Here is a 23,007-nt window from a genome sequence, read left to right on the forward strand (position 1 = left end):
TGCTTGAACTGCGCAATACCACCAAGACGGTGGGGGGTGAATACCATATCTACCCGACCGATCTGACACTTGAACGCGGTACGCTGAACGTCCTGCTGGGGCCGACACTCTCCGGCAAGACGTCGCTGATGCGTCTCATGGCCGGGCTCGATCGGCCCACCAGCGGCTCCATCCATTTCGATGGCGTTGATGTAACCGGCGTGCCGGTGCAGAAGCGCAACGTCGCAATGGTCTATCAGCAGTTCATCAATTACCCCGCATTGTCGGTCTATGAGAATATCGCCTCGCCGTTGCGGATCTCCGGCCGGGACGCGAAGACGATCGACGTGGAAGTGCGCAAGGCGGCGGAGCTCCTGAAGCTGACGCCCTATCTTGAGCGCACTCCGCTCAATCTTTCAGGCGGGCAGCAGCAGCGAACGGCGCTTGCGCGCGCCCTTGTCAAGAATGCGGACCTAGTGCTTCTCGACGAGCCGCTCGCCAATCTCGATTACAAGCTTCGCGAGGAGCTGCGCCAGGAGCTGCCAAAGATATTCTCCCAGTCGGGCGCGATCTTCATCTATGCGACGACGGAGCCTTCGGAGGCATTGCTGCTCGGAGGCAACACTGCCACCCTGCATCAGGGACGCATCACGCAATTCGGTCCGACAATCTCCGTCTATCGACGGCCGACCGATCTGGTGACAGCCAAGACCTTCGCCGACCCGCCGCTGAACTTCATCTCCGTGTCCAAGGCCGGCGCGAGCTTTCAGCACAACGGCCAGATTGGCATTCCCGTGCCGGCGCACCTCGCGACGATTGGAGACGGTCCGGTCACCATCGCGTTTCACCCTCATCATCTTTCCTTGACGCCGCAGACTGCGGACGCGCCCAGGCTACGCGCCAAAACTCAGGTCTCGGAAATTACCGGCTCCGAAAGCTTCGTGCATCTGGACTACGGCGGGGTGCGCTGGGTGATGCTGGAGCATGGCATTCACGACATCGAGCCGGACACGGATCTCGACGTGTTTCTGGACACGCGTCATCTGCTGGCCTTCGGCGAAGACGGCCGCGCCATCGCTGCCGCGCGGCTGGCGGCATAGGGGGGTAAAATGGCACGGATTACGCTCGATCACATCCGTCATGCCTACGGGCCGAACCCGAAGACGGACAACGACTATGCCCTGAAGGAAGTCGATCACGAATGGACCGACGGCGGCGCCTATGCGCTTCTCGGACCATCGGGATGCGGAAAGACGACGCTCCTCAATATCATCTCCGGCCTGCTGCAGCCATCGCACGGACGCATCCTATTCGACGGCGTGGACGTGACCATGCTTTCGACGCAGGCCCGCAACATTGCGCAGGTTTTCCAGTTTCCCGTCATCTACGACACGATGACGGTTTATGACAATCTTGCCTTTCCGCTTCGCAACCGCGGTGTTCCCGAACAGGAAGTCGACCGCCGCGTTCGCGAAACGCTCGAGATGATCGACCTCGCCGATTGGGCCAAGCGCAAGGCCCGCGGGCTGACGGCGGATCAGAAGCAGAAGATCTCGCTTGGCCGCGGTCTGGTGCGAAACGACGTCAATGCGATCCTTTTCGACGAACCGCTGACCGTCATCGATCCGCACATGAAATGGGTGCTGCGGTCGCAGTTGAAGCGGCTGCACAAGCAGTTCGGCTTCACGATGGTGTACGTGACGCACGATCAAACGGAAGCGCTGACCTTCGCCGAGAAGGTCGTCGTCATGTACGAAGGAGAGATTGTGCAGATCGGCACCCCGGCCGAGCTCTTTGAGCGTCCGAGCCACACTTTCGTCGGTTATTTCATCGGCTCGCCGGGCATGAACCTCATGCCGGCTAAAGTCACGGGCAATCAAGTCAAGGTCGGCAGCGAGACGCTCAATCTCAGCTACGCGCCTAAGACGAATGGGGCGGCCAAAACCGAACTTGGCATCCGCCCCGAATTCATCCGCCTCGGACGGCAGGGCATGCCCGTCGCGATCTCAAAAGTCGAGGATATCGGCAGGCAGAAGATCGTTCGCGCCCGATTTGCCGATCAGCCGATCGCGATCGTCGTGCCGGAGGATGCGGAAATCCCGGCGGACGCGCGGGTCAGCTTCGATCCGGACGCCATCAGCATCTACGCCGATTCATGGCGTGTCGGCAGGGAGGGCTGACCGTGGAAAAGACCTGGAACAACAAGGCGTGGTTTCTCGTCCTGCCGGTATTGCTGCTGGTCGCATTTTCCGCCGTCATTCCGCTGATGACGGTGGTCAATTACTCCGTTCAGGACACGTTCGGTAACAACGAGTTCTTCTGGGCGGGAACCGACTGGTTCGTGCAAACACTTCATTCTGACCGCTTCTGGGCGGCGCTGCAGCGAAACCTGCTGTTTTCCTTCATCATCCTGATGCTTCAAATCCCGCTCGGCGTCTTCATCGCGCTCAACATGCCGAAAAAGGGCATCGGTGTTCCGATCTGCCTGGTGCTGATGGCGCTTCCGCTGCTCATCCCGTGGAACGTGGTCGGCACGATCTGGCAGGTCTTTGGCCGTGTGGACATCGGCTTGCTCGGCCACACGCTGGAAGCGATGGGACTCGACTACAACTATGTCCGCGATCCCATCGACGCGTGGATTACGATCATCGTCATGGATATCTGGCACTGGACGAGCCTCGTCGTCCTGCTCTGCTATGCTGGTCTCGTTTCGATCCCGGAGGCCTATTACCAGGCGGCGAAGATTGACGGCGCCTCGCGCTGGTCGGTCTTCCGCTATATCCAGCTCCCGAAGATGAAACGCGTGCTGCTGATTGCCGTGCTGCTGCGCTTCATGGACAGCTTCATGATTTATACCGAACCCTTCGTCGTCACCGGCGGTGGCCCCGGCAATTCCACGACATTCCTCTCGATCGATCTCGTGAAGATCGCGGTCGGCCAGTTCGACCTCGGGCCTGCCGCCGCGATGTCGATTATCTACTTCCTGATTATCCTGCTCCTCTCGTGGATCTTCTACACGGTGATGACCAGCAGCGACGCAAATTCGTGAGAAGGGAGGGGAACATGAAAGCCAAGAAATACAAACCTGCCGGCAACTTCTCCTGGATCGTCTCGACGCTCTACATCCTCTTTCTGCTGCTGCCGATCTACTGGCTGATCAACATGAGCTTCAAGGAGAACGCCGAGATCACCGGCACCTTCTCGCTCTGGCCGCTGAACCCGACGCTGCGGAACTACGCGGTGATCTTTACCGATCCATCCTGGTACAGAGGTTACATCAATTCCATCATCTATGTCGTGATGAACACGGTGATATCGGTGCTGGCGGCGCTTCCGGCGGCCTATGCTTTCTCGCGATACCGCTTCCTCGGCGACAAGCATCTGTTCTTCTGGCTGCTGACAAACAGGATGGCTCCGCCGGCAGTCTTCGCGCTTCCCTTCTTCCAGCTCTATTCGGCCTTCGGCCTCATCGACACGCATATCGCGGTTGCCCTGGCGCACTGCCTTTTCAATGTGCCGCTGGCGGTCTGGATCCTTGAAGGCTTCATGTCGGGCGTGCCGAAGGAAATCGACGAGACGGCCTATATCGATGGGTATTCGTTCCCGCGCTTCTTCGTGAAGATCTTCATGCCGCTGATTGCGAGCGGCATCGGCGTCGCCGCTTTCTTCTGCTTCATGTTTTCATGGGTCGAACTGTTGCTTGCCCGCACGCTGACGACGACGGCCGCAAAGCCGATTTCGGCGATCATGACCCGCACCGTTTCCGCGGCCGGCATGGATTGGGGTGTTCTGGCGGCGGCCGGCGTGCTGACGATCGTGCCGGGTGCGCTCGTCATTTATTTCGTCCGGAACTACATCGCCAAGGGTTTCGCGCTTGGGCGCGTTTGAGGGGAGCTGGATATGAACTTTTCCTGGATGGCGTGGACGTTGCCGACAGCGCTGTTCTTTCTGACGATCCTGTTGCTGCTGATCGGCATGAGCATCTGGGAATATTTTGCGCCGGGAGGCTCCCCGCGGGTCGGCATCCTGCGTTTCGAGACGACGCGCGGGGACCGCCTCTTCGTCTCGCTGCTCGGCGCCGCATTCATTCATCTCGCATGGCTGGGCCTTGTGGGGCCTAACCTGTGGTGGGCTCTTGCCCTCTCCGTAGTCTACGCCCTCGGCGTGTTCCGCTACGTGTGACGGCAAGGAGATACAGATGGCCGGGGGTAGGTCTGGCCGCCTGAGACGTGCAAATGCAATCGCAAACTCTGGGAGGATATTATGCGAAGGCATCTATTAGCGACAACAGCAGGCATTTTGCTGGCCATGGCCGGCTCCGCCTACGCGGGGATGGATGAGGCGAAAGCCTTTCTGGACAAGGAAATCGGGGATCTCTCGACGCTTTCCCGCGCCGATCAGGAAAAGGAAATGCAGTGGTTCATCGATGCGGCGAAGCCTTTCGCCGGGATGGAAATCAAGGTGGTCTCCGAGCCCATCGCAACCCACAGCTATGAACAGAAAGTGCTGGCGCCGGCATTCAGCGCCATAACGGGCATCAAGATTAGCCATGACATCATCGGCGAAGGCGACGTGATCGAGAAACTGCAGACGCAGATGCAGTCGGGAGAGAACATCTACGACGCCTATGTCAATGATTCCGACCTGATCGGTACCCATTGGCGCTACCTGCAGGCGCGTAGCCTGACCGACTGGATGGCGAACGAGGGCAAGGACGTCACCAACCCCGGCCTCGACCTCGCCGACTTCATTGGCACCAGCTTTACGACGGCTCCGGACAAGGAGCTGTACCAGCTGCCGGACCAGCAGTTCGCGAACCTCTACTGGTTCCGATACGACTGGTTCAACGACGAAAAGAACAAGGCCGACTTCAAGGCTAAGTACGGCTACGATCTCGGCGTTCCGGTCAACTGGTCTGCCTATGAGGACATCGCCGAGTTCTTCACCGGCCGCGAGATCGACGGCAAGAAGGTCTATGGCCACATGGACTACGGCAAGAAGGACCCGTCGCTCGGATGGCGCTTCACCGACGCCTGGCTCTCCATGGCCGGCAACGGCGACAAGGGCATCCCGAACGGTCTGCCGGTCGACGAATGGGGTATCAAGGTCGACGAAAACTCGCGGCCGGTCGGCTCGTGCGTGGCGCGCGGCGGTGACACCAACGGCCCGGCGGCGGTCTATTCGCTCCAAAAATATCTCGATTGGCTGAAGGCCTATGCTCCGCCGGAAGCACAGGGCATGACCTTCTCTGAATCAGGCCCCGTGCCGGCCCAGGGCAACGTCGCCCAGCAGATCTTCTGGTACACCGCCTTTACCGCCAACATGGTCGCTCCCGGCCTGCCGGTGGTGAATGAGGACGGCTCGCCGAAATGGCGCATGGCGCCGAGCCCGCACGGCGTCTACTGGAAGGACGGCATGAAACTCGGCTATCAGGACGTGGGTTCATGGACGCTGATGAAGTCGACGCCTGACGATCGCGCCAAGGCGGCTTGGCTCTATGCGCAGTTCGTGACCTCGAAGACCGTGGACGTGAAGAAGAGCCATGTCGGCCTCACCTTCATCCGCGAGTCCACGATCCGCGACAAGAGCTTCACCGAACGTGCGCCAAAGCTCGGTGGTCTGATCGAGTTCTACCGCTCGCCGGCTCGCGTGCAGTGGTCGCCAACCGGCACGAACGTGCCTGACTACCCGAAGCTCGCCCAGCTCTGGTGGCAGGCGATCGGTGAGGCGGCAACTGGGGCTCAGACGCCGCAGGAAGCGATGGATTCGCTTTGCTCCGAGCAGGAAAAGGTGCTGCAGCGCCTGGAACGAGCAACGGTCCAAGGCGACATTGGTCCGAAGCTCGCCGAAGAGCACGATCTCGAATACTGGAACAAGGATGCCGCCGGAAAAGGCAATCTCGCTCCGCAGTTGAAGGTCGAGAACGAAAAAGAGAAGCCGATCACGGTCAACTACGACGAACTGGTCAAGAGCTGGCAGTCGAACTGATCGTCATCGGAGCGGGCCGGAGGAAACGAGGCTTCCGGCCCGCGTCACAAGCTTTGTACCGCAGGGGAACAAGTCCAGTGACTGCGGAGTTATTCAGCGCATCCAATTCGATTGTGCTGGATAGAAAATGACCGATTTTCGAGCCATATCCGATAACCGCAGGTCAGCCAAAGCAATTGATTACATTACCACGGTCGCTCGCCGCCGCGCAGTTCCCCCCACCGTACCGGACGGTATCGTCAGCCAGGGCCGAAACGCCTGGCGTGTGGGCAAGGCGGACAAGGCGGCCTTTCTGGTCGACGGCGCAGCTTATTTCGCGGCGCTCGATCAGGCCGTGCGTCAGGCAAGACATTCGATCTGGATCATCGGCTGGGATTTTGATCCCGATATCCGGTTGAGACCATATGCAAGCTCACAGACACTTCGTGATCTCCTGCTGGAACTTGCGGACGACAACCCCTCGCTGCAGATCCGGATTTTGGTCTGGGGCATGGGGCCGATGTATTCCGGCAAGACACTGAAGCTCTTCAAGGAAAGCGACCTTTCTGCACACCCTCAGATCAATCTGCGTTTCGACTTGCGGCACCCGTTGCGCGGCTGCCACCATCAAAAGCTGGTTTCCGTCGATGACAGCGTCGGCTTCCTTGGCGGCATAGATCTGACAGCGCGGCGCTGGGACGAGCCGGACCATCGCGTCGACAACCCGCATCGTAGGACGCCCGACGGGGTACCTTACGGTCCCGTGCACGATATGCAGGCGATGATTTCCGGCGAAGCGGCACGACTGATCGGCGAGGTGTGCCGGCGGCGATGGAAACAGGCAACCGGTGAGGCGATCGCAGACTCTCCCGAGGAAGCAGTGCCATGGCCGCCTGCGATCCCCCCGGAAATGGAGCATGTGAAGGCAGCCATTGCACTCACAGAGCCGGGACTGATTGGCAAACGCGGGCGCTTCGAAGCCTTCCGCCTGACACGCGATGCCATAAATGCAGCGAGGAAATACATCTATATCGAGACGCAATATCTCGCCTCTTTTGGCGTAGCCCGGGCGATTGCGAAACGCCTCAGAGAGGCTGATGGCCCGGAGATTGCCGTTCTGGTCACGAAGAGCTCGCACGGCCTTATCGAAAAGCTGACAATGGGCAACAACCGCGACCGGTTGATCCGCAGGCTCAAACGCATCGACCGGCATGACCGCTTGCGCGTGATGTACCCCGTAGTGCCGGACGGGCAGGATGGCGAGCAGGAGGTCATCATTCATTCCAAGGTGGTCATTGTCGACGATCATTTCATTCGAATCGGCTCGTCCAATCTCAACAACCGTTCGGAGGGGCTTGATACGGAATGTGACCTGGCAATCGAGGCCGAGAGCGACATTCACCGACAGGCAATAGCGGCGCTTCGGCACCGGCTGATCGCCGAGCATCTCGATGCCACGCTCGAGGCGGTGCGCGACATGGAAACCGCGAAGTGCTCGCTGCTCGCTACCCTGGAAGCACTGAATTTCCGCAAGCGGGGTCTCCGCCATTTTTCGGTCGATGTCTTCCGAGGCCAGACATCGCCGATGATCGGGACTGCCCTCGTTGACCCCCGCCGGCCCTACTGGCTGCTACAGAAGCTGCGTCTGCGCATCGGCCGGCTGATCAGCGCCATCTTCTGACACCTTCCGCCGTTTCCGGAACACGACCTCGCTGATCGCGAAGACCGGAAGGCCGATCAACAATGGAAGCAGGAAATAGATCATCCTGAAGGCGACCAGAGCGCCGATTGAAGCGGCCCCGGGCAGGATGTGGCTTATTGTTGTTTCGAGGACGCCCAGGCCTCCCGGCACGTGCGTGAAGAGGACCGCGATATTGGCAAGCACATAGGCCGTCGCCGTCTGGACGAAGCTTACGTTTCCCTGGGCCGCCAGCATCTGATGCAGGCAGGCTGCGACGAAGATGAAGTTCAGCGTGCCGATGAAGACCTGGCCAAACGCGATCTTCAGGCTTGGCATTTCAAAGCTCCACTTCCACAGATGCAGCGGTGCGCGGAGGGTCGCGGAAAGCACGAGGTAGAGAGCGGGAAGACCGAGACAGGCGAGGCCGAGGCTGAACAGTCCGGCCGGGTTGAGTTTGAGGAGGTTTGCAGCGTCCTGCGGGTTGAAGAGCAAAGCGAGGCCGGCGAGCGCCGATAGGCCGATACCCACGGTCAGGCCGCAAAACAGGATGACCTTGGCGATCTCTTCGGCATTCAAGCCCGCCCGCGAATAGAAACGGTAGCGGACAGCGCCGCTGCTCAGCGCTGCGAAACCAAGGTTATGCCCGATCGAGAGACTGGTGAAGGAGGCGAGGGCGGCTTTCGGATAGGGCAGCGGTTTTCCAGCGTAGCGGAGCGCCAGCCAGTCAAAGCCGGTAAGGCAGACATAGGAAGCGGCTGCAAAGCCAAGGCCCGCGATAAGGCGGAGGCCGGGTATCGCGCGGATCGATTCCACGACTTCGCTCAGCGTGTAGCGGCTGAAGACCCTGTAGAGCAGGTAAGCGGCCAGCAGGAGGCCGAGAACGAGGGTTGCATTGATGAGCGCTCGCTTTGCAGACATGCATGTCCCGTTTCGTTGGAGTTCCGCGGATGGAACGAAACAGGCCGAAAGCAAGTTCCCCCGGACATGAGCACATTCTCTTCTGTCTTGCCGGAGCAAGCTGGCGGCGAACTGAAAATCCTGACCTACAATGTGCATAGCTGCATCGGTACGGACAGGCGAATCGAGCCGACGCGGATCGCCGATGTGATCGCGGAAACGGGCGCTGATATCATTGCCCTGCAGGAGCTGGATGTTGGCCGCAAACGCACTGGCGGCGTCGACCAAGCCCATATGATCGCCTCACTCTTGAAGATGGAAGCCCACTTTCATCCGGCGCTGCATGTCGAGGAAGAGAAATACGGCGATGCCATTTTGACAGCCCTTCCCACCCGGCTGATCAAAGCCGGACCGCTGCCCTCCGTTGGCGAGATGCGCGGAGCGATATGGGTGCAAGTCGACCTGGCCGGAGCCCATTTGAACCTATTGAATACGCATCTTGGTCTGCGCCGCGTTGATCGGGCGCGGCAGGCGACGGCGCTGCTCGGCGAGGAATGGATCGGAAGTGCCAACTTCCGAGCTGCGCCAGCGATCATCTGTGGCGACCTCAATGCCATTCCGTCATCGCCGGCCTACAAAATGCTCGCACGCCATTTCCGCGATGCACATCTGCTCGCCGCCCGGCGTCCGCGCGCGACCTACCCTTCGCGGTTGCCGGTTCTGCGCATCGATCATATTTTTGTATCCGATGGACTTGGTGTGACATCCGCGACTGTGCCGACGACACCGCTCGCGCGCCGTGCCTCCGACCATCTCCCCCTGTTGGTCAGCGTCTTGCCGGGTCCAGCGCTCAGGTGATCGGAAAATCGATGCGAGGTCTCTGCGGAAACTGGGTTCCGGCATGCTGATGGTTTGATGCATGCGAACGTGCATCCGAGCGCCTCGCCAGCCAAAAATCACACCCGTGAAACGCTACCTTCTTCCGTCCTCTCGCAGGGAAACGAGTTTTATGCTGCAGTTTTGAGTGAGTAAAAGTTTTTCAATGACTTAGCATGGCATTTGATTTTTCTTGCATCGCGAGAAAGACTTGACGCCGCTGCTTTTATATCGTTTTAAATTATCAACCGCGATGGGAGTTGCGGGGCATGTTTGCCGCTTCAACTGCGGGAGACATCACGGCGGACGAGGAGGGTCTCGCCGCTGACTTGCGAACGGGAGGATATCATGCGCAAGTTTTTGGGCTCGGCAGCTGTTGCTGCCGTTATGATGGCGGGTACGGCAGCTTACGCAGCCGAAAACGTCGAAGTTCTGCACTGGTGGACATCCGGCGGTGAAGCCGCGGCTCTTAACGTGCTGAAAAAGGATCTGGAAACGAAAGGCATCGGCTGGACCGACATGCCGGTCGCCGGCGGCGGCGGCTCCGAAGCGATGACCGTTCTGCGCGCCCGCGTTACATCAGGCAACGCCCCGACGGCCGTGCAGATGCTCGGTTTTGACATCGTCGACTGGGCCAAGGAAGGCGCGCTGGGCAATCTCGACGATACTGCCGCCAAGGAAGGCTGGGACAAGGTCATTCCGGCGGCGCTGCAGAATTTCTCCAAATATGACGGCCATTGGATCGCCGCGCCGGTCAACGTTCACTCCACCAACTGGATCTGGATCAACAAGGCCGCGCTCGACAAGGCCGGCGGCAAGGAGCCGGCGAACTGGGATGAGCTGATTGCACTGCTCGACAAATTCAAGGCTCAGGGGATTGTCCCGATAGTTGGCGGCGGCAACGCCTGGAACGCGACAACGATGTTCGACTCCGTCGTTCTTTCGCTGGGCAACGATTTCTACAAACAAGCCTTTAACGATCTCGATCCTGCCGCGTTGGGCAGCGACAAGATGAAGGAAGCCTTTACCCGCCTGACCAAGCTGCGGTCCTATGTCGACGACAACTTCTCCGGCCGCGAGTGGAACCTCGATTCTGCCATGGTTATCGAGGGCAAGGCCGGTATGCAGATGATGGGCGACTGGGCAAAGGGCGAATTCATAAAGGCCAAGAAGGTCCCCGGCACCGATTTCGTCTGCATGCGCTTCCCCGGCACCCAAGGGAGCGTAACGTTTAACTCCGACATGTTTGCGATGTTCAAAATTGCACAGGACAAGGTGCCCGCACAGCTGCAGATGGCATCCGCCATCGAAAGCCCGACGTTCCAGTCCGCCTTCAATGTTGTCAAGGGGTCGGCTCCTGCACGCACCGACGTCCCGAATACGGACTTCGACGCTTGTGGCAAAAAGGCAATCGCAGACCTCAAGGAAGCCAGCGACAAGGGCACGTTGATGGGCTCCATGTCGAACGGTTACGGTGCACCGGCGGCAGTGAAGAACGCGGTCTATGACGTCGTCAACCGCGTGTACAACGGCGAACTGACGCCGGATGAAGCGATCAAGGAACTGCCGGCCGCCGTCGCTGCTGCGAAGTAACAGGCCAAAATAGGCCCTCATGGCCCGGAGCGGTACTGCTCCGGGCCTCTTCCGGACAGACCACCTCGACGGTAACGCCAGACCATGTACAGTCGCAACCGATTGCAGGAGATATTGCCGAAACTGGTGCTCGCGCCAAGTTTCCTCATCGTCCTGATCTTCGTCTATGGCTTCATCGCCTATACCGGCTTTCTGTCGCTGACCGACAGCAAGATGCTGCCGTCCTACAATCTCGTGGGCCTCATCAACTACCAGAGGCTCTGGGCGTTGCCGCACTGGTGGCTCGCGATCAGCAATCTCGCGATCTTCGCATCTCTCTACATCATCATCTGCTCGGTGCTTGGGTTGTTCCTTGCGATCCTGCTTGATCAGAAGATTCGCGGGGAAGGATTGATCCGGCCGATTTATCTCTATCCGATGGCGATCTCTTTCATCGTCACCGGGACGGCATGGAAATGGTTCCTGGATCCCGGTATCGGCCTTGAGAACACGATGCATCTCTGGGGCTGGGAAAGCTTCTCATTCAACTGGATCAAGGATCGCAACTACGCCATCTACTGCGTGGTGATCGCGGCCGTGTGGCAGTCGTCCGGCTTTGTCATGGCGATGTTTCTCGCCGGCCTTCGCGGTGTCGACAACGAGATGATCAAGGCAGCCCAGGTTGACGGCGCCTCGACCGTGACGATCTACCGGAGGATCATCATTCCGCTGATGCGGCCCGTGTTTCTTTCGGCCTTCGTCGTGCTCGCGCATCTGGCGATCAAGGCCTATGACTTGATCATCGCGCTGACCGGCGGGGGGCCGGGGCAGGCGACGGAGCTTCCCGCGACCTTCATGTATTCCTATACCTTCACCCGCAATTCGATGGGCATCGGCGCATCGTCGGCGATTATCATGCTGGCCATGATCTTCTCGATCATCATTCCCTATCTCTATTCGGAAATCCGCGGAGGCAGCAGCCGATGAGCACGCCAAACCCGCAGAACGTGATGTCGCACAACCGGCTGACCCGGGCTTTGATCTATGCGGCGCTGATCTTCTTCGTCGTCTATTTCCTGCTGCCGCTTTATGTGATGGTGGTCAATTCCTTCAAGCCGCTGGATGAAATCCGGCAGGGCGGCATGCTGAACCTGCCGCAGGTCTGGACCATCGAGCCGTGGATATCCGCGTGGTCGACGGCACAGGTCGGCGTGCAGCCGACGGGGCTCAGGCCCTTCTTCATCAACTCGATCCTCATGGTCATCCCGGCGGTGGCGATCTCGACGATCATGGGCGCGCTGAACGGCTATGTGCTGACGAAATGGCGCTTCCCGGGTTCGAACATCTTCTTCGGGATGCTATTGCTCTCCTGTTTCATTCCGTTCCAGATCGTGCTCATCCCGATGGCCCGCATCCTTGGCATACTTGGTTTGGCCGGGTCGATCTGGGGTCTCATCATGGTGCACGTGATATACGGCCTTGGCTTCACAACGCTTTATTTCCGCAACTACTATGAAGCGTTCCCGACCGAACTCGTGCGCGCGGCGCAGATCGACGGCGCCACCTTCTTCCAGATTTTCCGGCGCATCCTGCTGCCGTCCTCGGCGCCGATCATCGTGGTGTCCGTCATCTGGCAGTTCACCAATATCTGGAACGACTTCCTGTTCGGCGCGTCGTTTTCCGGACCCTATTCGACGCCGATGACGGTGGCTCTCAACAATCTCGTGTCGTCATCCACCGGCGTCAAGGAATACAATGTTCACTTCGCGGGCGCGATCCTCGCCGCCTTGCCGACACTCGTCGTCTACATCGTCTCCGGCCGCTATTTCGTGCGCGGCCTGATGTCGGGCGCAGTCAAGGGATAGCCTCATGTCGTTTCTCAAGATCTCCAACCTGCGCAAATCCTACGGCTCTATCGAGATCCTGAAGGACATCAATATCGAAATCGAAAAGGGCGGCTTCCTGGTGCTGGTCGGCCCGTCCGGTTGCGGCAAGTCCACGCTGCTGAACGCAATCGCTGGCCTCGAACCGATCACGTCCGGCGACATTGCGATCAACGGCCGCTCGGTTGAGGGGCTCGCACCATCGCAGCGCGACATTGCGATGGTGTTCCAGTCCTACGCGCTCTACCCGAACATGACGGTTGCCGGGAATATCGCCTTCGGCATGGAAATCCGCAAAGTGCCGAAGGAAGAGCGCGAAAGGGCCATCAAGGAAGTGGCGGATATGCTGCAGATCGGTCATCTGCTCGACCGCAAGCCAAGCCAGCTTTCCGGCGGCCAGCGACAGCGCGTCGCAATGGGGCGCGCGCTGGTGCGCCACCCGCAGGTCTTCCTCTTTGACGAGCCGCTGTCCAACCTCGACGCGAAGCTGCGCGTCGACATGCGCACGGAGATCAAGCGGCTGCACCAGCGCATGAAGACGACGATCGTCTATGTCACGCACGATCAGATCGAGGCGATGACGCTCGCGACGAAGATCGCCGTGCTGAAGGATGGCGTGCTGCAGCAATTCGGCACGCCAGCCGAGATCTACAACAGGCCGGCCAATATTTTCGTGGCTGACTTCATGGGATCGCCAGCCATGAATCTCCTGAACGCGACACTGGAAAGTTCCGACACCGGGGGGCTGCAGGTCTCGCTCGACCGGCCGAATGCCGCGGCGCTGAAGCTCCCGGTTCCTGCCGGCAACAACAGCCTGACCTCCTATGCCGGCAAGAAGGTCATCTTCGGCATTCGCCCGGAAGCCCTGACCGATCCCGACGGCGCAGACCGCAAGGCGAAGTCGCTGGCGGAGGGCGATTGCCCGATCGAGGTCGTCGAACCGGCGGGCTCGGACACTTTTGCCGTGACGAAACTCGGCGGCAAGTCGGTCGTCGCGCGGCTGCGTGCCGATGCCGGCATTCAGCCCGGGCAGAGCACGCGCCTTGCCTTCAATCTCGACAAGGCGGTTTTCTTCGATCCGGAAAGCCAGCTCCGGATCGCGTAACGTCGAGAGCCTTGAAGGCTCTATCAGACGGCCGTTACCTGCAAGGTGACCGGTGAGAAACGGGAGGAGATTGCCTCGACCGTGATGCTACCCATAAGCCCGGTCGCCTCCAGCCAGAAGCCGGCCGTACCGCCCTGCAGGGGAACGATGGAACGACCGACGATCCTGGCAGGACCGTCGACGTGCAGCGCGACGTTGTCGTGCAGGAAGGGCAGGCGCTGGCCGTACTGATCCAAGGCTCGGATGACCACCCGCGTTGTGTCGCGTTCGCGGGCTTTCAACGAGGTGCTATCGGCCACCACTTCGAGCGTCATCGGCAGCGGATCGGCGGCAAGCCGCAGCCTGGCGACCGGCTGACCATCGATATACCCCGTGAATTCGCCGTCGAGCCACTCAAGACCCCATGTGCCAAGTTCATCCGCCGTAAAATGGCGATGATCCAGCACGACGGGCGGATGCGGCAGGTGCGGATAGTTTTCGCGATCCGGGCCAATGCGCTTTGTAAGCGAGCCGTATCTCAATTCGACTTCATCGCAGTTGGTAAGGATGATCAGCGGCAGAACGCCGCCGATATTGCGCTCCCCGCGCGCCCAGAAGGTTACGGGCTTCATGATGATCTCGTCGGACGGATCGCACTGGCTGGAATAGACGTAGGCAGCGAATTTCGGCTCGCGGAACATGTCGAGCACGCCGTGATAGCAGATGCGGTCGCCGGAGCCGAAGTCCTTGTGGGTATTGTAGTCGAACATGCACCAGCCGATCGCGCCTGAAATGTCGGGGTCGCCATAGGCGGCGTTCAGCACTTCGAGGTGCCGCCGGACGTGCTCGGCCTGACGCGCCTCCTGATCGTAGATCTTGGTCGGGTGCATGTGGCCGTTGAACTCGGTGATGAGGTACGGCACTTTGCGATCGAGACCGGTATTTTCCTGCTGGCTGCGAAGCGCCGTGCGCGGTCGATTGGCGCCGGGCAATTCCTCGTTGCCGAGGATGAAGTCGTTCATCGTGTAAACGTCTTCGAGCAGCTCGCTGTCCGTGAGGTAGCGGACGCCGCCGGTCTCGCGTGTCGGGTCAAGTTCGCGGGCAAGACGGTTGGTTTCGGTGTAGAAGTCGTGACTGTCCAGCGACTCGTTGATGCGCACGCCCCAGATGACGATCGAAGGATGGTTCCAGTCGCGTTCGATCATGCGGCGAACGTTCTGGATCGATTCCTTTTGCCATTCGAGATCGCCGATGTGCTGCCAGCCGGGGATTTCTTCGAAGACCAGCAAACCGATGCGATCGCACTGATCCAGGAACCATTTCGACTGCGGGTAGTGCGAGGTGCGGACGATATTGCACTTCAGCACCGACTTCATGATGTCGGCGTCGCGCTCCTGCGCCGAGCGTCCGGCGGCATAGCCGACATAGGGAAATGACTGATGGCGGTTCAGGCCACGCAGCTTCAGCGGTGCACCGTTGAGCAGAAAGCCCTCCGGCGTGAACTCGGCGGTACGGAATCCGAAATGCGAAGACAGCCTGTCCGAGCCATGGCTGGTCTTCAGGTCAACGACGATTTCGTAAAGAGTGGGGCTGGAGATATCCCAGAGCAGAATGTCCGTCAGGTTTTCGAAGGAAAGCGTCACATCTTCGCCCGTCGTATCGGCGGATGCGGTCGCAATCACGGTGCCGGAGCTATCCTTCAACGAACCGGTGACGGCACCGATAAAGCCGGAACTCTGCGGATTGGCGAGATGGCAGCGGACGCTGACTGATTTGGCGTCGGAAAGTACGTTTGCGGTTTCGATCTTGATGTTGCTGATCGAAACCGCGCCGGTGACTTTGAGCCAGGCGTCGCGATAGATGCCGGCATAGGTGAGATAATCGATGCGGCCGCCAAAGGGCGGGATAGCCGGGTTCTCGCTGCCGTCGATCTTCACAGTGATCAGATTGTCGCCTGGGAGGAGCTTGCCTGTGAGGCGGGCCTCGAATGGCGTGTAACCGTCCTTGTGAGCAACGATCCGTTCGCCGTTCAGATAGACGACGCTGTCTGCCATGGCGCCGTCGAAGACGATCGATACCTCGCGTCCTTCGAATTCCGGAAGCCAGCGCAAGATCTTCTGATAGGTAAAAGCGCGCTGATAAAGCGTCTCGTCAAAATAGTTGAAGGGCAGCTCGACGGCAGTGTGCGGCAGGCTGACGCTCCTCGTGCCGTCGAAGGCATCGAGCAGCCGCTGGCCGAAACCCTCGTGGAAACTCCATGATTCATTGAACGAGACGACGGACCGCATCCCGGACTCCTCTCAAGCATGTCTATTGGTTCGGCCGGCAAGGCCGCTTATGGATATTGCGCGCCATTCGTCGTGGTATAGATCGAGTAGAGCGACTGCGTCGCCGTGATGAAGAGGCGGTTCTTCTTCTGGCCGCCGAAGACGACGTTGGAGACGGTCTGCGGCACTTTGATCTTGCCGAGCAACGTGCCGTCCGGCGCAAAGCAATGGACGCCATCGGCGGCACTAGTCCACAGATTGCCGTCGATATCGAAGCGAAAGCCGTCGGGTATGCCGTTGTCGATCGAGCAAAAATAGCGGCTGTTGGTCAGTCTCCTGCCGTCGGCAACGTCGAAGACACGGATATGACGCGGCACGTCATGATCGGCAGAGCCGGAGTCGGCGATGTAAAGCTGTTTTTCGTCGGGCGAAAAAGCAAGGCCGTTCGGCTGGATGAAATCGGTAACCACCGCTTCGACTTTTCCGCTGTGCGGATCGATGCGGTAGACATTGCGTGTATCCTGTTCCTGCTCCGCCTTGTGCCCCTCATAGTCCGACTTTATTCCGTAGCTCGGGTCCGTGAACCAGATCGAGCCGTCGGACTTCACGACGACGTCGTTCGGCGAGTTGAGGCGCTTGCCCTGGTAGCTGTCGGCGAGCACGGTGATCTTGCCGTCGGGCTCCGTACGCGTGACGCGGCGGCCGCCGTGTTCGCAAGAGATGAGGCGGCCCTGGCGATCGCGGGTGTTGCCGTTGACGTAGTTCGATGGCGAGCGAAAAACCGAAACGCCGCCATCCGGCATCCAGCGCAGCATCCGCTCGTTGGGGATATCGCTCCAGATCAGGCAATTGAGATCGGAGAACCAGACGGGGCCTTCCGCCCAGCGACAGCCCGTATAAAGCTCCTCCAGCCTCGCGCTGCCTGCAATCAGGTTTCTGAAACGGTCATCACGGATGTCATAGAGCGTATCTTCCGACACTGCTTGGCTCCTCCCTAACCATTGAGTATTTCGTAAACAGAAACGGCAATGGGTTCCAGAGCCCGGTGTGTCAAATCCGCCGGGCTCTGGTGATTTTTCAGAGAGGTGTTGCAGGATGGGGCGAGCCGTCATATGCGCCCCAGATCGACTGGTCGAAACAGATGACAGAACCGGTCATCAGGCCGGATTCTGCCGAGGAGAGGTAGGCGCAGGCGCGGGCGACCTCTTCGGGGTCGACGAGGCGGCCAAATGGCTGAGTTTCTGCCGCCTTGGCCAGCCAATCGTCGGGCGCGTTGTGGTATTCCCTCTGGATGCGGTCCTCGCCTTCCGACGCCATCCAGCCGATATTGAGGCCATTGACGCGGATGCGATTGCGCAGCAGCGCGTAAGCCGTGTTTTTCGTCAGTGTTTCAAGTGCACCCTTCGATGCGCAATAAGCGGCGATGAAGGGCTGGCCGGCCTTGGCGGACATCGAGCCTATGTTGACGATGGTGCCTTCGATCTTTTCGCGGCGCATCACCTTGACCGCTTCCTGCATCAGGAAGAACGGCGCCCGGACATTGATCGCGAACATCCGGTCGAAAAGCTCCGGGCTGGTGTCGAGGATTGTGCCGCGATCGGTGATGGCTGCGGCGTTGACCAGGGCATCGACCCGACCGAAGGTCTCGTCACAGGCGCGCACCACATTCTGCGCGTCTTCGACCTTCTCAAGATCCGCCTTGACGTAAACGACCTTGGCTCCTGTCTTTGAGGAGATCTCCTCGGCCTTCGCCTTGCCCTTCTGTTCGTTGCGGCCGCAGATGACGATGCCTTTCGCGCCGCGCTCGGCAAAAAGGCGGGCGATGGTGGCGCCAAGCCCCTGCGTGCCGCCGGTGACGATTGCGATCTTGCCGTCGAGGCGGCTGTGGTCCGTGGTCATCAGATTCCTCCCTCATTGATGCATGGTGATGATATGCGAATTGCCCCTCTGGGGGCGAGGGCCTTAATGTTGCAGACCACCGAAGTCTTCCTTGAGCCGCGAAATGGAGCTACAGCTTCGATTGAAGCGAAAGTGAAGGCCATGGATAAGAGCGATATCGGCACGATTGCAGCATGGCTCACGGAACAGGGCCTGAAAGGAACCTCGGAATCCGAGCTGCTGTCCGGATTCTGTGTTGCGTGCCGGGCAGCGGGCTTGCCGCTGGACCGCGGGATGGCGCTTATGGACACGCTGCATCCGGTGCACGAGGGACGCGCCTTTCGCTGGGATAGCGAGTCGGAAATCGAGAGCGAATTCGAATATGGTCCGAGCGGCGAAGGCGAGGCGCTCTCTACTTGGCAGCGCTCGGCTTTCTATTATCTATGGTCAGGGAATGAAAACGAAGTTCGCCGCCGCATCGGCTTCGGCGATCCCATCGATTTCAATATGCTCGACAAGCTGCTCGAAGCGGGCCACACGGACTACGTGGCGCTCGTCCATCGTTTCGCCAAGGAAGGCACGATCGGCGAGATGGACTGCTTCTTCTCGCATTTCGCTACCAAGCATCCGGAAGGCTTTTCCGACCAGGATCTGAGCATTCTCCGAAAGCTCGTGCCCATTCTGGGGCTCGCAATCAAATGCATAGCTCTCGGCAGGATCGCGCGGACGATTGCAGAGGTTTACCTCGGCAAGGATGCCGCGCGGCAGGTGATGGAAGGCAAGATCAGCAGGGGCAAGTCCGAGAGGATTTCGGCAGCACTCTGGTTCTCCGACCTTCTGAACTACACCAAGATATCGGACAACGCGCCACCCGAAGAAATCCTGCCGTTCCTTAATGAATATGGCGAAGCAGTGATTTCAGCGATCCATGAGGCAGGTGGCGATGTGCTGAAACTTATCGGCGATGGCGTGCTTGCGATCTTCAAGGCGGAGGAGCCATCCGACGCCTGCTGCGCAGCACTGCGCGCAGAAAGATCGTTGCGGGAAAAGCTCGCGACGCTCAATGCTGCACGTATCGTGGACGGCCGGCCGACAACAGACGTCTATCTCGGCCTCCATATCGGTGATGTGTTCTACGGCAATATCGGCAGCCAGGAACGGCTTGATTTCACGGTTATCGGTCCAGCGGTCAACGAGGTCAGCCGGATTGCTTCAGTCTGCCGGTCGGTCGATCTCAACGTGCTGATGTCATCGGATTTTGCCGCGGCTATTCCGGATGCCGAGCGCGCCGGCATTGCCTGCATTGGCCGCTACGCGCTTCGCGGCGTCAAGCGGGCGCAGCAGCTCTACACGCTCGAGACTGCGCAGCTCGGTGGTCCAGGCTGACGAAGCAGCCCCTGGCCGCCATCTATCCAAATCGGTGTACCGGTGATGTGGCGCGAGCGGTCGGTGGCAAAAAACAGGATGGCTTCGGCGACGTCGTCGCTTTGCCCCGCTTCCCCGCCAGTGATCGGAATCTCGCCTTCCGGCCAGACGACCGGGATTTCCGTTTCCCTTCGGTGGCGGCTCCTGGTGTTCTCATCGATATTCGTGTCGATGGCGCCCGGGCAGACGGCATTGACGCGGATCCCGTGCTTGCCAAGTTCCAGCGCAAGCTGCTGCACCATAGCGACCTGACCGGCCTTCGTGACCGTATAGGCGGTTGCTCCCGGAGTCGTGAAGGTACGCGTACCATTGATCGAGGAGACGACGATGATCGAGCCGCCACCATTCGACTTCATGTGCGGGACGGTGAGATGGAGCGTCAGGTAGGTTCCCCGCAGGTTGACGTTGATCGTCTTGTCCCACTCCTCCGGCTTCAGGTCGTCGATCGGCGCCCAAACACCGTTGATGCCGGCATTGGCGACGACGATGTCGATGCGGCTGAATTTGGTGACGAGCTTTTCGATCGCCCCGCGCATGGCGGCTTCATCGCTGGTGTCGGCAGTCAGCGGAATCGACTCGCCGCCTGCGGAATGGATTTCGGCGCATGTTTCCTCGACCTCGCTGCCGGTGCGGCTCAAAACGCCCACCTTGGCGCCTTCCGCGGCCAGCCTGAGTGCCGTCGCCTTTCCGATGCCGGAACCGGCGCCGGTGACCAATGCAATCTTTCCCTGAAGTTCCATATGCCAATCCTCGTTGCCTTCGCGCTAGGGCAATGTTCGAACGCGGCGCTTGGTTCCAGTTGGAGCAATCGGCGGTGCGGCTTGTTGATTTTGCGGTTGCGAAGGAGCAGATTTCAGCCACGAGGTCTTGTGCTATACGGACTTTTGCCCTTGGGGATGATGAGATCGCAATCATGAGACCGACGTTCACATTGATGCTGCTGGCAATCATCGGCAGTGGCGCCTTTTTGGCGCTCGCCATTCTGGGCTGGGGTGGTTTTGCAGCATTTTTTTCCCATCCGCCGTTGGTCGCGCTGACCGTTGTCCTCTTCGCGCTCACCATCGCCGCACTTTTCAGCAGCGGAAACCTGAGTGCCGGCGTAAGGGAGGATCGCTCCAACCGCTGGGTACTGACGGCCTTCGCGGTAATTGGCGTGTTGATCGCTTATCTGCCGGCTTATATGGACCGGATCGATGTCTGGACGGTCGACGGCGCTGTCATCCGCTGGATCGGCGTTATCCTCTTTGCCGTGGGTGGGGCGTTGCGGCTTTGGCCGGTATTCACGCTCGGGCGCCGGTTCAGCGGTCTCGTTGCCATTCAGCCCGACCACAAGCTCGTGACGGACGGGGTATTCCGCATCATCCGTAACCCCAGTTATCTCGGCCTGATGGTCAGCACCCTCGGTTGGGCTCTGGCGTTTCGCTCGGTTATCGGAATTGGCCTTACAGCATTGATGCTTGTGCCGCTGATTGCACGCATCCGAGCAGAGGAAGCGCTGCTGGAATCGCAATTCGGTGAAGAATATGCAGCCTACCGCCAGCGAACCTGGCGGTTGATACCGGGCCTCTACTGACTGCAGAGAGCATTCGGGCCGCATCGAACCGGCGTTTGGTGCGATGCGGTGCCAATGAGCCTGAGCGGCGCTCCTAAAGCCTTACCAGATTGCGATAGATCGCCCATTTTTCCGGTCCGTGCACGGCGGCAAGCAGAAGCCCGGCGAAGAAGGTAAAGTGGTCGATGAAGAAGCCGAATTCTGCCTGATTGTTCGCCCAGCGCGACGGGCCATGAAAGGCGAAGGCCAGGAAGATCACGTAGATGCCGGCAAGCAGGCTCGCTTCGGTGAAGAAGGCGCCGGTTATCAAGGCGAGCGCCAAAGCCAGCTCGAAGAAGGCTGCGACCCAGGCGAGAAAACCCGCCATCGGAAAGCCAGCGGAGGCAATGTAGGTTGCGGTTGCGCCCATGTCGGCAAACTTGAAGCCTGCGGCCATGAAGAAGACGAAGCTGAAGATGATGCGCGCGACGATGACTGCAATTGCTCTGGTCATTTGAAATCTCCCTCTGTGAGCTTTCACTATGACGGATACCGCGCGCTGCTTCCTACACCTGCAAGAAAAAAGGGCGGCTCGATGCGACCCCCTTGAACGAAGCTCAGATTTTTATGTGGCCGTCGCCTTCCGAAGATAGAGCCTTATATTGCCGCTCGGGGAGGCTTCAGCCTTCTTGCGGTAGGAAGCGGCCAGGGCCGTTTTCGAGGACAGTTCGATCAAACAGGAGGACGGCATGCAGATCAATCGTACAGGTTCGGCCCAGTGGTCCGGTGGTCTCAAGGATGGCAAGGGACGGATATCGACACAGAGCGGCGCACTAAAGGAATATCCCTATGGCTTTGCGAGCCGCTTCGAAGGCGTTCAGGGCACCAATCCAGAAGAGCTGATCGGCGCGGCCCATGCCGGCTGCTTCACCATGGCGTTGTCGTTGATCCTCAGCGAGGCGGGGCTTACGGCCGAAAGAATGGAGACAACAGCGAGGGTGACGCTTGAAAGCGTCGAAAATGGTTTTGCGATCACGGCGATCCATCTTTCGCTGACAGGCAATGTTCCCGGCGCCGATCAAGAGAAATTCACGGAGCTCGCCAATAAGGCCAAGGCCGGATGCCCTGTCTCCAAGGCGCTTTCCGCAGTGCCGATCACGCTGGAGGTCAAACTGGGCTGATTTCCCTTATTTTCTGGCTTTCAATGCCGCGCGCCCCGGGCCGCGGCATTTTTATGTTTCCGAAAAATATTGACAGCTGACATATGATGTTTTACGACTGACGAAATTCAAAAATCGTCAGTCGTAAGCAAGGCTTTTGAAAACGCATGGATGAGTTGGCAGACAGCACTCTGGAGAAAACCCGCCAGGAGAATGTGACACGCATTCTCGATGCGGCTGATCGGCTTTTCCGTCACTATGGCTACAGCAAGACGACGGTTGCCGATGTGGCGCGCGACCTCGGCATGTCGCCGGCCAATATCTATCGCTTTTTTGCTTCGAAGGTTGAGATCCATCAAGCAATCTGCGGCCGTATGCTCGAGACGAGTTATAAGATGGCTTTCGACATCCGCCATCTGCCCGAAAGCGCTTCTGAACGGCTGCGCCGCTACGTGCGTGGCCAGTATCAGATGACGCTCGATACCATGCTCGACCAAGAGAAGGTGCACGAGATGGTCATCGTCGCCATCGAACGCGACTGGCACGTTATCGAAACGCACATCGACAGCATTCACGACCTTATTGCGGAGATCATCCGCGAGGGCATCGAGGCCGGCGAATTCGCCGAGCAGGACCCAGTCGTCGCATCCCGCTGCTTCGGGGCTGCGACAGTCAATCTCTGTCATCCGCAGATGGTGGCGCAATGTCTCGCCAAAACCAACCGGGCAACGGTGGACGAACTGATCGAATTTTCGATCAGGGCTTTGAAACAATCTGACCGTTAGACAGTCAGGAAATCACACGAAA

At 59.4% G+C, this 23,007-nt stretch carries 22 protein-coding genes; 16 read left to right on the top strand and 6 right to left on the bottom strand.

The features are described 5' to 3' along the window. The 7 genes from ACPYOI_RS21610 to ACPYOI_RS21640 all read left to right on the top strand — a co-directional run. Positions 1-1,079, top strand: a 1,079-nt coding sequence (locus ACPYOI_RS21610; RefSeq protein ID WP_481423346.1) for an ABC transporter ATP-binding protein, incomplete at its 5' end; no start/stop codon positions are given. Positions 1,080-1,088: 9 nt separating this feature from the next. Then, a complete protein-coding gene (locus tag ACPYOI_RS21615) occupies positions 1,089-2,159 on the top strand; it encodes an ABC transporter ATP-binding protein (protein ID WP_481418321.1) in 1,071 nt (356 codons plus the stop codon). 2 nt (positions 2,160-2,161) lie between these two features. Further along, entirely contained in the window at positions 2,162-3,028 is an 867-nt protein-coding gene (locus ACPYOI_RS21620; protein ID WP_481423347.1) for a carbohydrate ABC transporter permease, read from the top strand. Between the two features lie 14 nt (positions 3,029-3,042). Continuing rightward, entirely contained in the window at positions 3,043-3,867 is an 825-nt protein-coding gene (locus ACPYOI_RS21625) for a carbohydrate ABC transporter permease (RefSeq protein ID WP_481418323.1), read from the top strand. A gap of 12 nt (positions 3,868-3,879) precedes the next feature. Continuing rightward, the gene (locus tag ACPYOI_RS21630) at positions 3,880-4,161 is read left to right on the top strand and encodes a DUF2160 domain-containing protein (protein WP_168831327.1); all 282 of its coding nucleotides are present in this window, start codon (positions 3,880-3,882) and stop codon (positions 4,159-4,161) included. Positions 4,162-4,242: 81 nt separating this feature from the next. After that, positions 4,243-5,967, top strand: a complete 1,725-nt coding sequence (locus ACPYOI_RS21635) for an ABC transporter substrate-binding protein (RefSeq protein ID WP_481418324.1) — start codon at positions 4,243-4,245, stop codon at positions 5,965-5,967. Between the two features lie 127 nt (positions 5,968-6,094). After that, on the top strand, positions 6,095-7,627 hold the full coding sequence (locus ACPYOI_RS21640) for a phospholipase D-like domain-containing protein (RefSeq protein WP_481423348.1): 1,533 nt from the start codon (positions 6,095-6,097) through the stop codon (positions 7,625-7,627). On the opposite strand, the gene ACPYOI_RS21645 is transcribed toward ACPYOI_RS21640, so the two are convergent. After that, on the bottom strand, positions 7,577-8,545 hold the full coding sequence (locus tag ACPYOI_RS21645; RefSeq protein WP_481418326.1) for a lysylphosphatidylglycerol synthase domain-containing protein: 969 nt from the start codon (positions 8,543-8,545) through the stop codon (positions 7,577-7,579). The genes ACPYOI_RS21640 and ACPYOI_RS21645 overlap by 51 nt on opposite strands. A gap of 66 nt (positions 8,546-8,611) precedes the next feature. Here ACPYOI_RS21645 and ACPYOI_RS21650 point away from each other — a divergent pair, with 66 nt between their 5' ends. The 5 genes from ACPYOI_RS21650 to ACPYOI_RS21670 all read left to right on the top strand — a co-directional run bounded on the left by ACPYOI_RS21650 (position 8,612) and on the right by ACPYOI_RS21670 (position 13,960). Further along, the gene (locus tag ACPYOI_RS21650) at positions 8,612-9,382 is read left to right on the top strand and encodes an endonuclease/exonuclease/phosphatase family protein (protein ID WP_481418327.1); all 771 of its coding nucleotides are present in this window, start codon (positions 8,612-8,614) and stop codon (positions 9,380-9,382) included. A 366-nt stretch (positions 9,383-9,748) separates the two neighbouring features. Beyond that, complete coding sequence (locus ACPYOI_RS21655; RefSeq protein ID WP_481418328.1) at positions 9,749-10,993, top strand: ABC transporter substrate-binding protein; 1,245 nt, start codon at positions 9,749-9,751, stop codon at positions 10,991-10,993. 84 nt (positions 10,994-11,077) lie between these two features. Beyond that, entirely contained in the window at positions 11,078-11,959 is an 882-nt protein-coding gene (locus tag ACPYOI_RS21660) for a carbohydrate ABC transporter permease (protein WP_168831333.1), read from the top strand. Next, positions 11,956-12,837, top strand: a complete 882-nt coding sequence (locus ACPYOI_RS21665; protein ID WP_168831334.1) for a carbohydrate ABC transporter permease — start codon at positions 11,956-11,958, stop codon at positions 12,835-12,837. Before ACPYOI_RS21660 ends, ACPYOI_RS21665 begins: the two co-directional genes overlap by 4 nt. Positions 12,838-12,841: 4 nt before the next feature. Then, complete coding sequence (locus ACPYOI_RS21670) at positions 12,842-13,960, top strand: ABC transporter ATP-binding protein (RefSeq protein WP_168831335.1); 1,119 nt, start codon at positions 12,842-12,844, stop codon at positions 13,958-13,960. A gap of 23 nt (positions 13,961-13,983) precedes the next feature. Here the strand turns inward: ACPYOI_RS21670 and ACPYOI_RS21675 are convergent, their stop codons facing one another. The 3 genes from ACPYOI_RS21675 to ACPYOI_RS21685 all read right to left on the bottom strand — a co-directional run bounded on the left by ACPYOI_RS21675 (position 13,984) and on the right by ACPYOI_RS21685 (position 18,105). After that, positions 13,984-16,227: a glycoside hydrolase family 2 protein gene (locus ACPYOI_RS21675; RefSeq protein ID WP_481418329.1), complete on the bottom strand. Its 2,244-nt coding sequence runs from the start codon at positions 16,225-16,227 to the stop codon at positions 13,984-13,986. A 47-nt stretch (positions 16,228-16,274) separates the two neighbouring features. Next, entirely contained in the window at positions 16,275-17,186 is a 912-nt protein-coding gene (locus tag ACPYOI_RS21680) for an SMP-30/gluconolactonase/LRE family protein (protein WP_481418330.1), read from the bottom strand. Between the two features lie 97 nt (positions 17,187-17,283). Next, the gene (locus tag ACPYOI_RS21685) at positions 17,284-18,105 is read right to left on the bottom strand and encodes an SDR family oxidoreductase (protein ID WP_481418331.1); all 822 of its coding nucleotides are present in this window, start codon (positions 18,103-18,105) and stop codon (positions 17,284-17,286) included. A gap of 141 nt (positions 18,106-18,246) precedes the next feature. Between ACPYOI_RS21685 and ACPYOI_RS21690 the strand changes: the two genes are divergently transcribed. Beyond that, positions 18,247-19,470 carry an adenylate/guanylate cyclase domain-containing protein gene (locus tag ACPYOI_RS21690; RefSeq protein ID WP_481418332.1) on the top strand — a complete coding sequence of 408 codons (1,224 nt, stop codon included), beginning with the start codon at positions 18,247-18,249 and terminating at the stop codon, positions 19,468-19,470. Here the strand turns inward: ACPYOI_RS21690 and ACPYOI_RS21695 are convergent. After that, positions 19,431-20,249 carry an SDR family oxidoreductase gene (locus ACPYOI_RS21695; protein WP_481418333.1) on the bottom strand — a complete coding sequence of 273 codons (819 nt, stop codon included), beginning with the start codon at positions 20,247-20,249 and terminating at the stop codon, positions 19,431-19,433. The two genes, ACPYOI_RS21690 and ACPYOI_RS21695, sit on opposite strands and share 40 nt — an antisense overlap. Before the next feature lie 173 nt (positions 20,250-20,422). Between ACPYOI_RS21695 and ACPYOI_RS21700 the strand changes: the two genes are divergently transcribed. Beyond that, a complete protein-coding gene (locus ACPYOI_RS21700) occupies positions 20,423-21,082 on the top strand; it encodes a methyltransferase family protein (RefSeq protein WP_481423349.1) in 660 nt (219 codons plus the stop codon). Between the two features lie 73 nt (positions 21,083-21,155). Here ACPYOI_RS21700 and ACPYOI_RS21705 read toward each other — a convergent pair whose 3' ends face one another. Then, on the bottom strand, positions 21,156-21,554 hold the full coding sequence (locus ACPYOI_RS21705) for a DoxX family protein (RefSeq protein ID WP_481418335.1): 399 nt from the start codon (positions 21,552-21,554) through the stop codon (positions 21,156-21,158). Positions 21,555-21,789: 235 nt separating this feature from the next. On the opposite strand from ACPYOI_RS21705, the gene ACPYOI_RS21710 reads away from it, so the two are divergent. Both ACPYOI_RS21710 and ACPYOI_RS21715 read left to right on the top strand, forming a co-directional pair. After that, entirely contained in the window at positions 21,790-22,221 is a 432-nt protein-coding gene (locus ACPYOI_RS21710; protein ID WP_168831343.1) for an OsmC family protein, read from the top strand. 146 nt (positions 22,222-22,367) lie between these two features. Then, on the top strand, positions 22,368-22,985 hold the full coding sequence (locus ACPYOI_RS21715; RefSeq protein ID WP_481418336.1) for a TetR/AcrR family transcriptional regulator: 618 nt from the start codon (positions 22,368-22,370) through the stop codon (positions 22,983-22,985). Positions 22,986-23,007: the final 22 nt, after the last annotated feature.

The sequence above is a fragment of the Rhizobium sp. SVR5-2C genome (assembly GCF_056755115.1).

What these genes read in the sequence shown, in the direction of transcription:
- ACPYOI_RS21615 (WP_481418321.1), top strand. Translation starts at nt 1,089, where the DNA reads ATGGCACGGATTACGCTCGATCACATCCGTCATGCCTACGGGCCGAAC.
- ACPYOI_RS21625 (WP_481418323.1), top strand. Translation starts at nt 3,043, where the DNA reads ATGAAAGCCAAGAAATACAAACCTGCCGGCAACTTCTCCTGGATCGTC.
- ACPYOI_RS21630 (WP_168831327.1), top strand. Translation starts at nt 3,880, where the DNA reads ATGAACTTTTCCTGGATGGCGTGGACGTTGCCGACAGCGCTGTTCTTT.
- ACPYOI_RS21635 (WP_481418324.1), top strand. Translation starts at nt 4,243, where the DNA reads ATGCGAAGGCATCTATTAGCGACAACAGCAGGCATTTTGCTGGCCATG.
- ACPYOI_RS21640 (WP_481423348.1), top strand. Translation starts at nt 6,095, where the DNA reads ATGACCGATTTTCGAGCCATATCCGATAACCGCAGGTCAGCCAAAGCA.
- ACPYOI_RS21645 (WP_481418326.1), bottom strand. Translation starts at nt 8,545, where the DNA reads ATGTCTGCAAAGCGAGCGCTCATCAATGCAACCCTCGTTCTCGGCCTC.
- ACPYOI_RS21650 (WP_481418327.1), top strand. Translation starts at nt 8,612, where the DNA reads ATGAGCACATTCTCTTCTGTCTTGCCGGAGCAAGCTGGCGGCGAACTG.
- ACPYOI_RS21655 (WP_481418328.1), top strand. Translation starts at nt 9,749, where the DNA reads ATGCGCAAGTTTTTGGGCTCGGCAGCTGTTGCTGCCGTTATGATGGCG.
- ACPYOI_RS21660 (WP_168831333.1), top strand. Translation starts at nt 11,078, where the DNA reads ATGTACAGTCGCAACCGATTGCAGGAGATATTGCCGAAACTGGTGCTC.
- ACPYOI_RS21665 (WP_168831334.1), top strand. Translation starts at nt 11,956, where the DNA reads ATGAGCACGCCAAACCCGCAGAACGTGATGTCGCACAACCGGCTGACC.
- ACPYOI_RS21670 (WP_168831335.1), top strand. Translation starts at nt 12,842, where the DNA reads ATGTCGTTTCTCAAGATCTCCAACCTGCGCAAATCCTACGGCTCTATC.
- ACPYOI_RS21675 (WP_481418329.1), bottom strand. Translation starts at nt 16,227, where the DNA reads ATGCGGTCCGTCGTCTCGTTCAATGAATCATGGAGTTTCCACGAGGGT.
- ACPYOI_RS21685 (WP_481418331.1), bottom strand. Translation starts at nt 18,105, where the DNA reads ATGACCACGGACCACAGCCGCCTCGACGGCAAGATCGCAATCGTCACC.
- ACPYOI_RS21690 (WP_481418332.1), top strand. Translation starts at nt 18,247, where the DNA reads ATGGATAAGAGCGATATCGGCACGATTGCAGCATGGCTCACGGAACAG.
- ACPYOI_RS21695 (WP_481418333.1), bottom strand. Translation starts at nt 20,249, where the DNA reads ATGGAACTTCAGGGAAAGATTGCATTGGTCACCGGCGCCGGTTCCGGC.
- ACPYOI_RS21700 (WP_481423349.1), top strand. Translation starts at nt 20,423, where the DNA reads ATGAGACCGACGTTCACATTGATGCTGCTGGCAATCATCGGCAGTGGC.
- ACPYOI_RS21705 (WP_481418335.1), bottom strand. Translation starts at nt 21,554, where the DNA reads ATGACCAGAGCAATTGCAGTCATCGTCGCGCGCATCATCTTCAGCTTC.
- ACPYOI_RS21710 (WP_168831343.1), top strand. Translation starts at nt 21,790, where the DNA reads ATGCAGATCAATCGTACAGGTTCGGCCCAGTGGTCCGGTGGTCTCAAG.
- ACPYOI_RS21715 (WP_481418336.1), top strand. Translation starts at nt 22,368, where the DNA reads ATGGATGAGTTGGCAGACAGCACTCTGGAGAAAACCCGCCAGGAGAAT.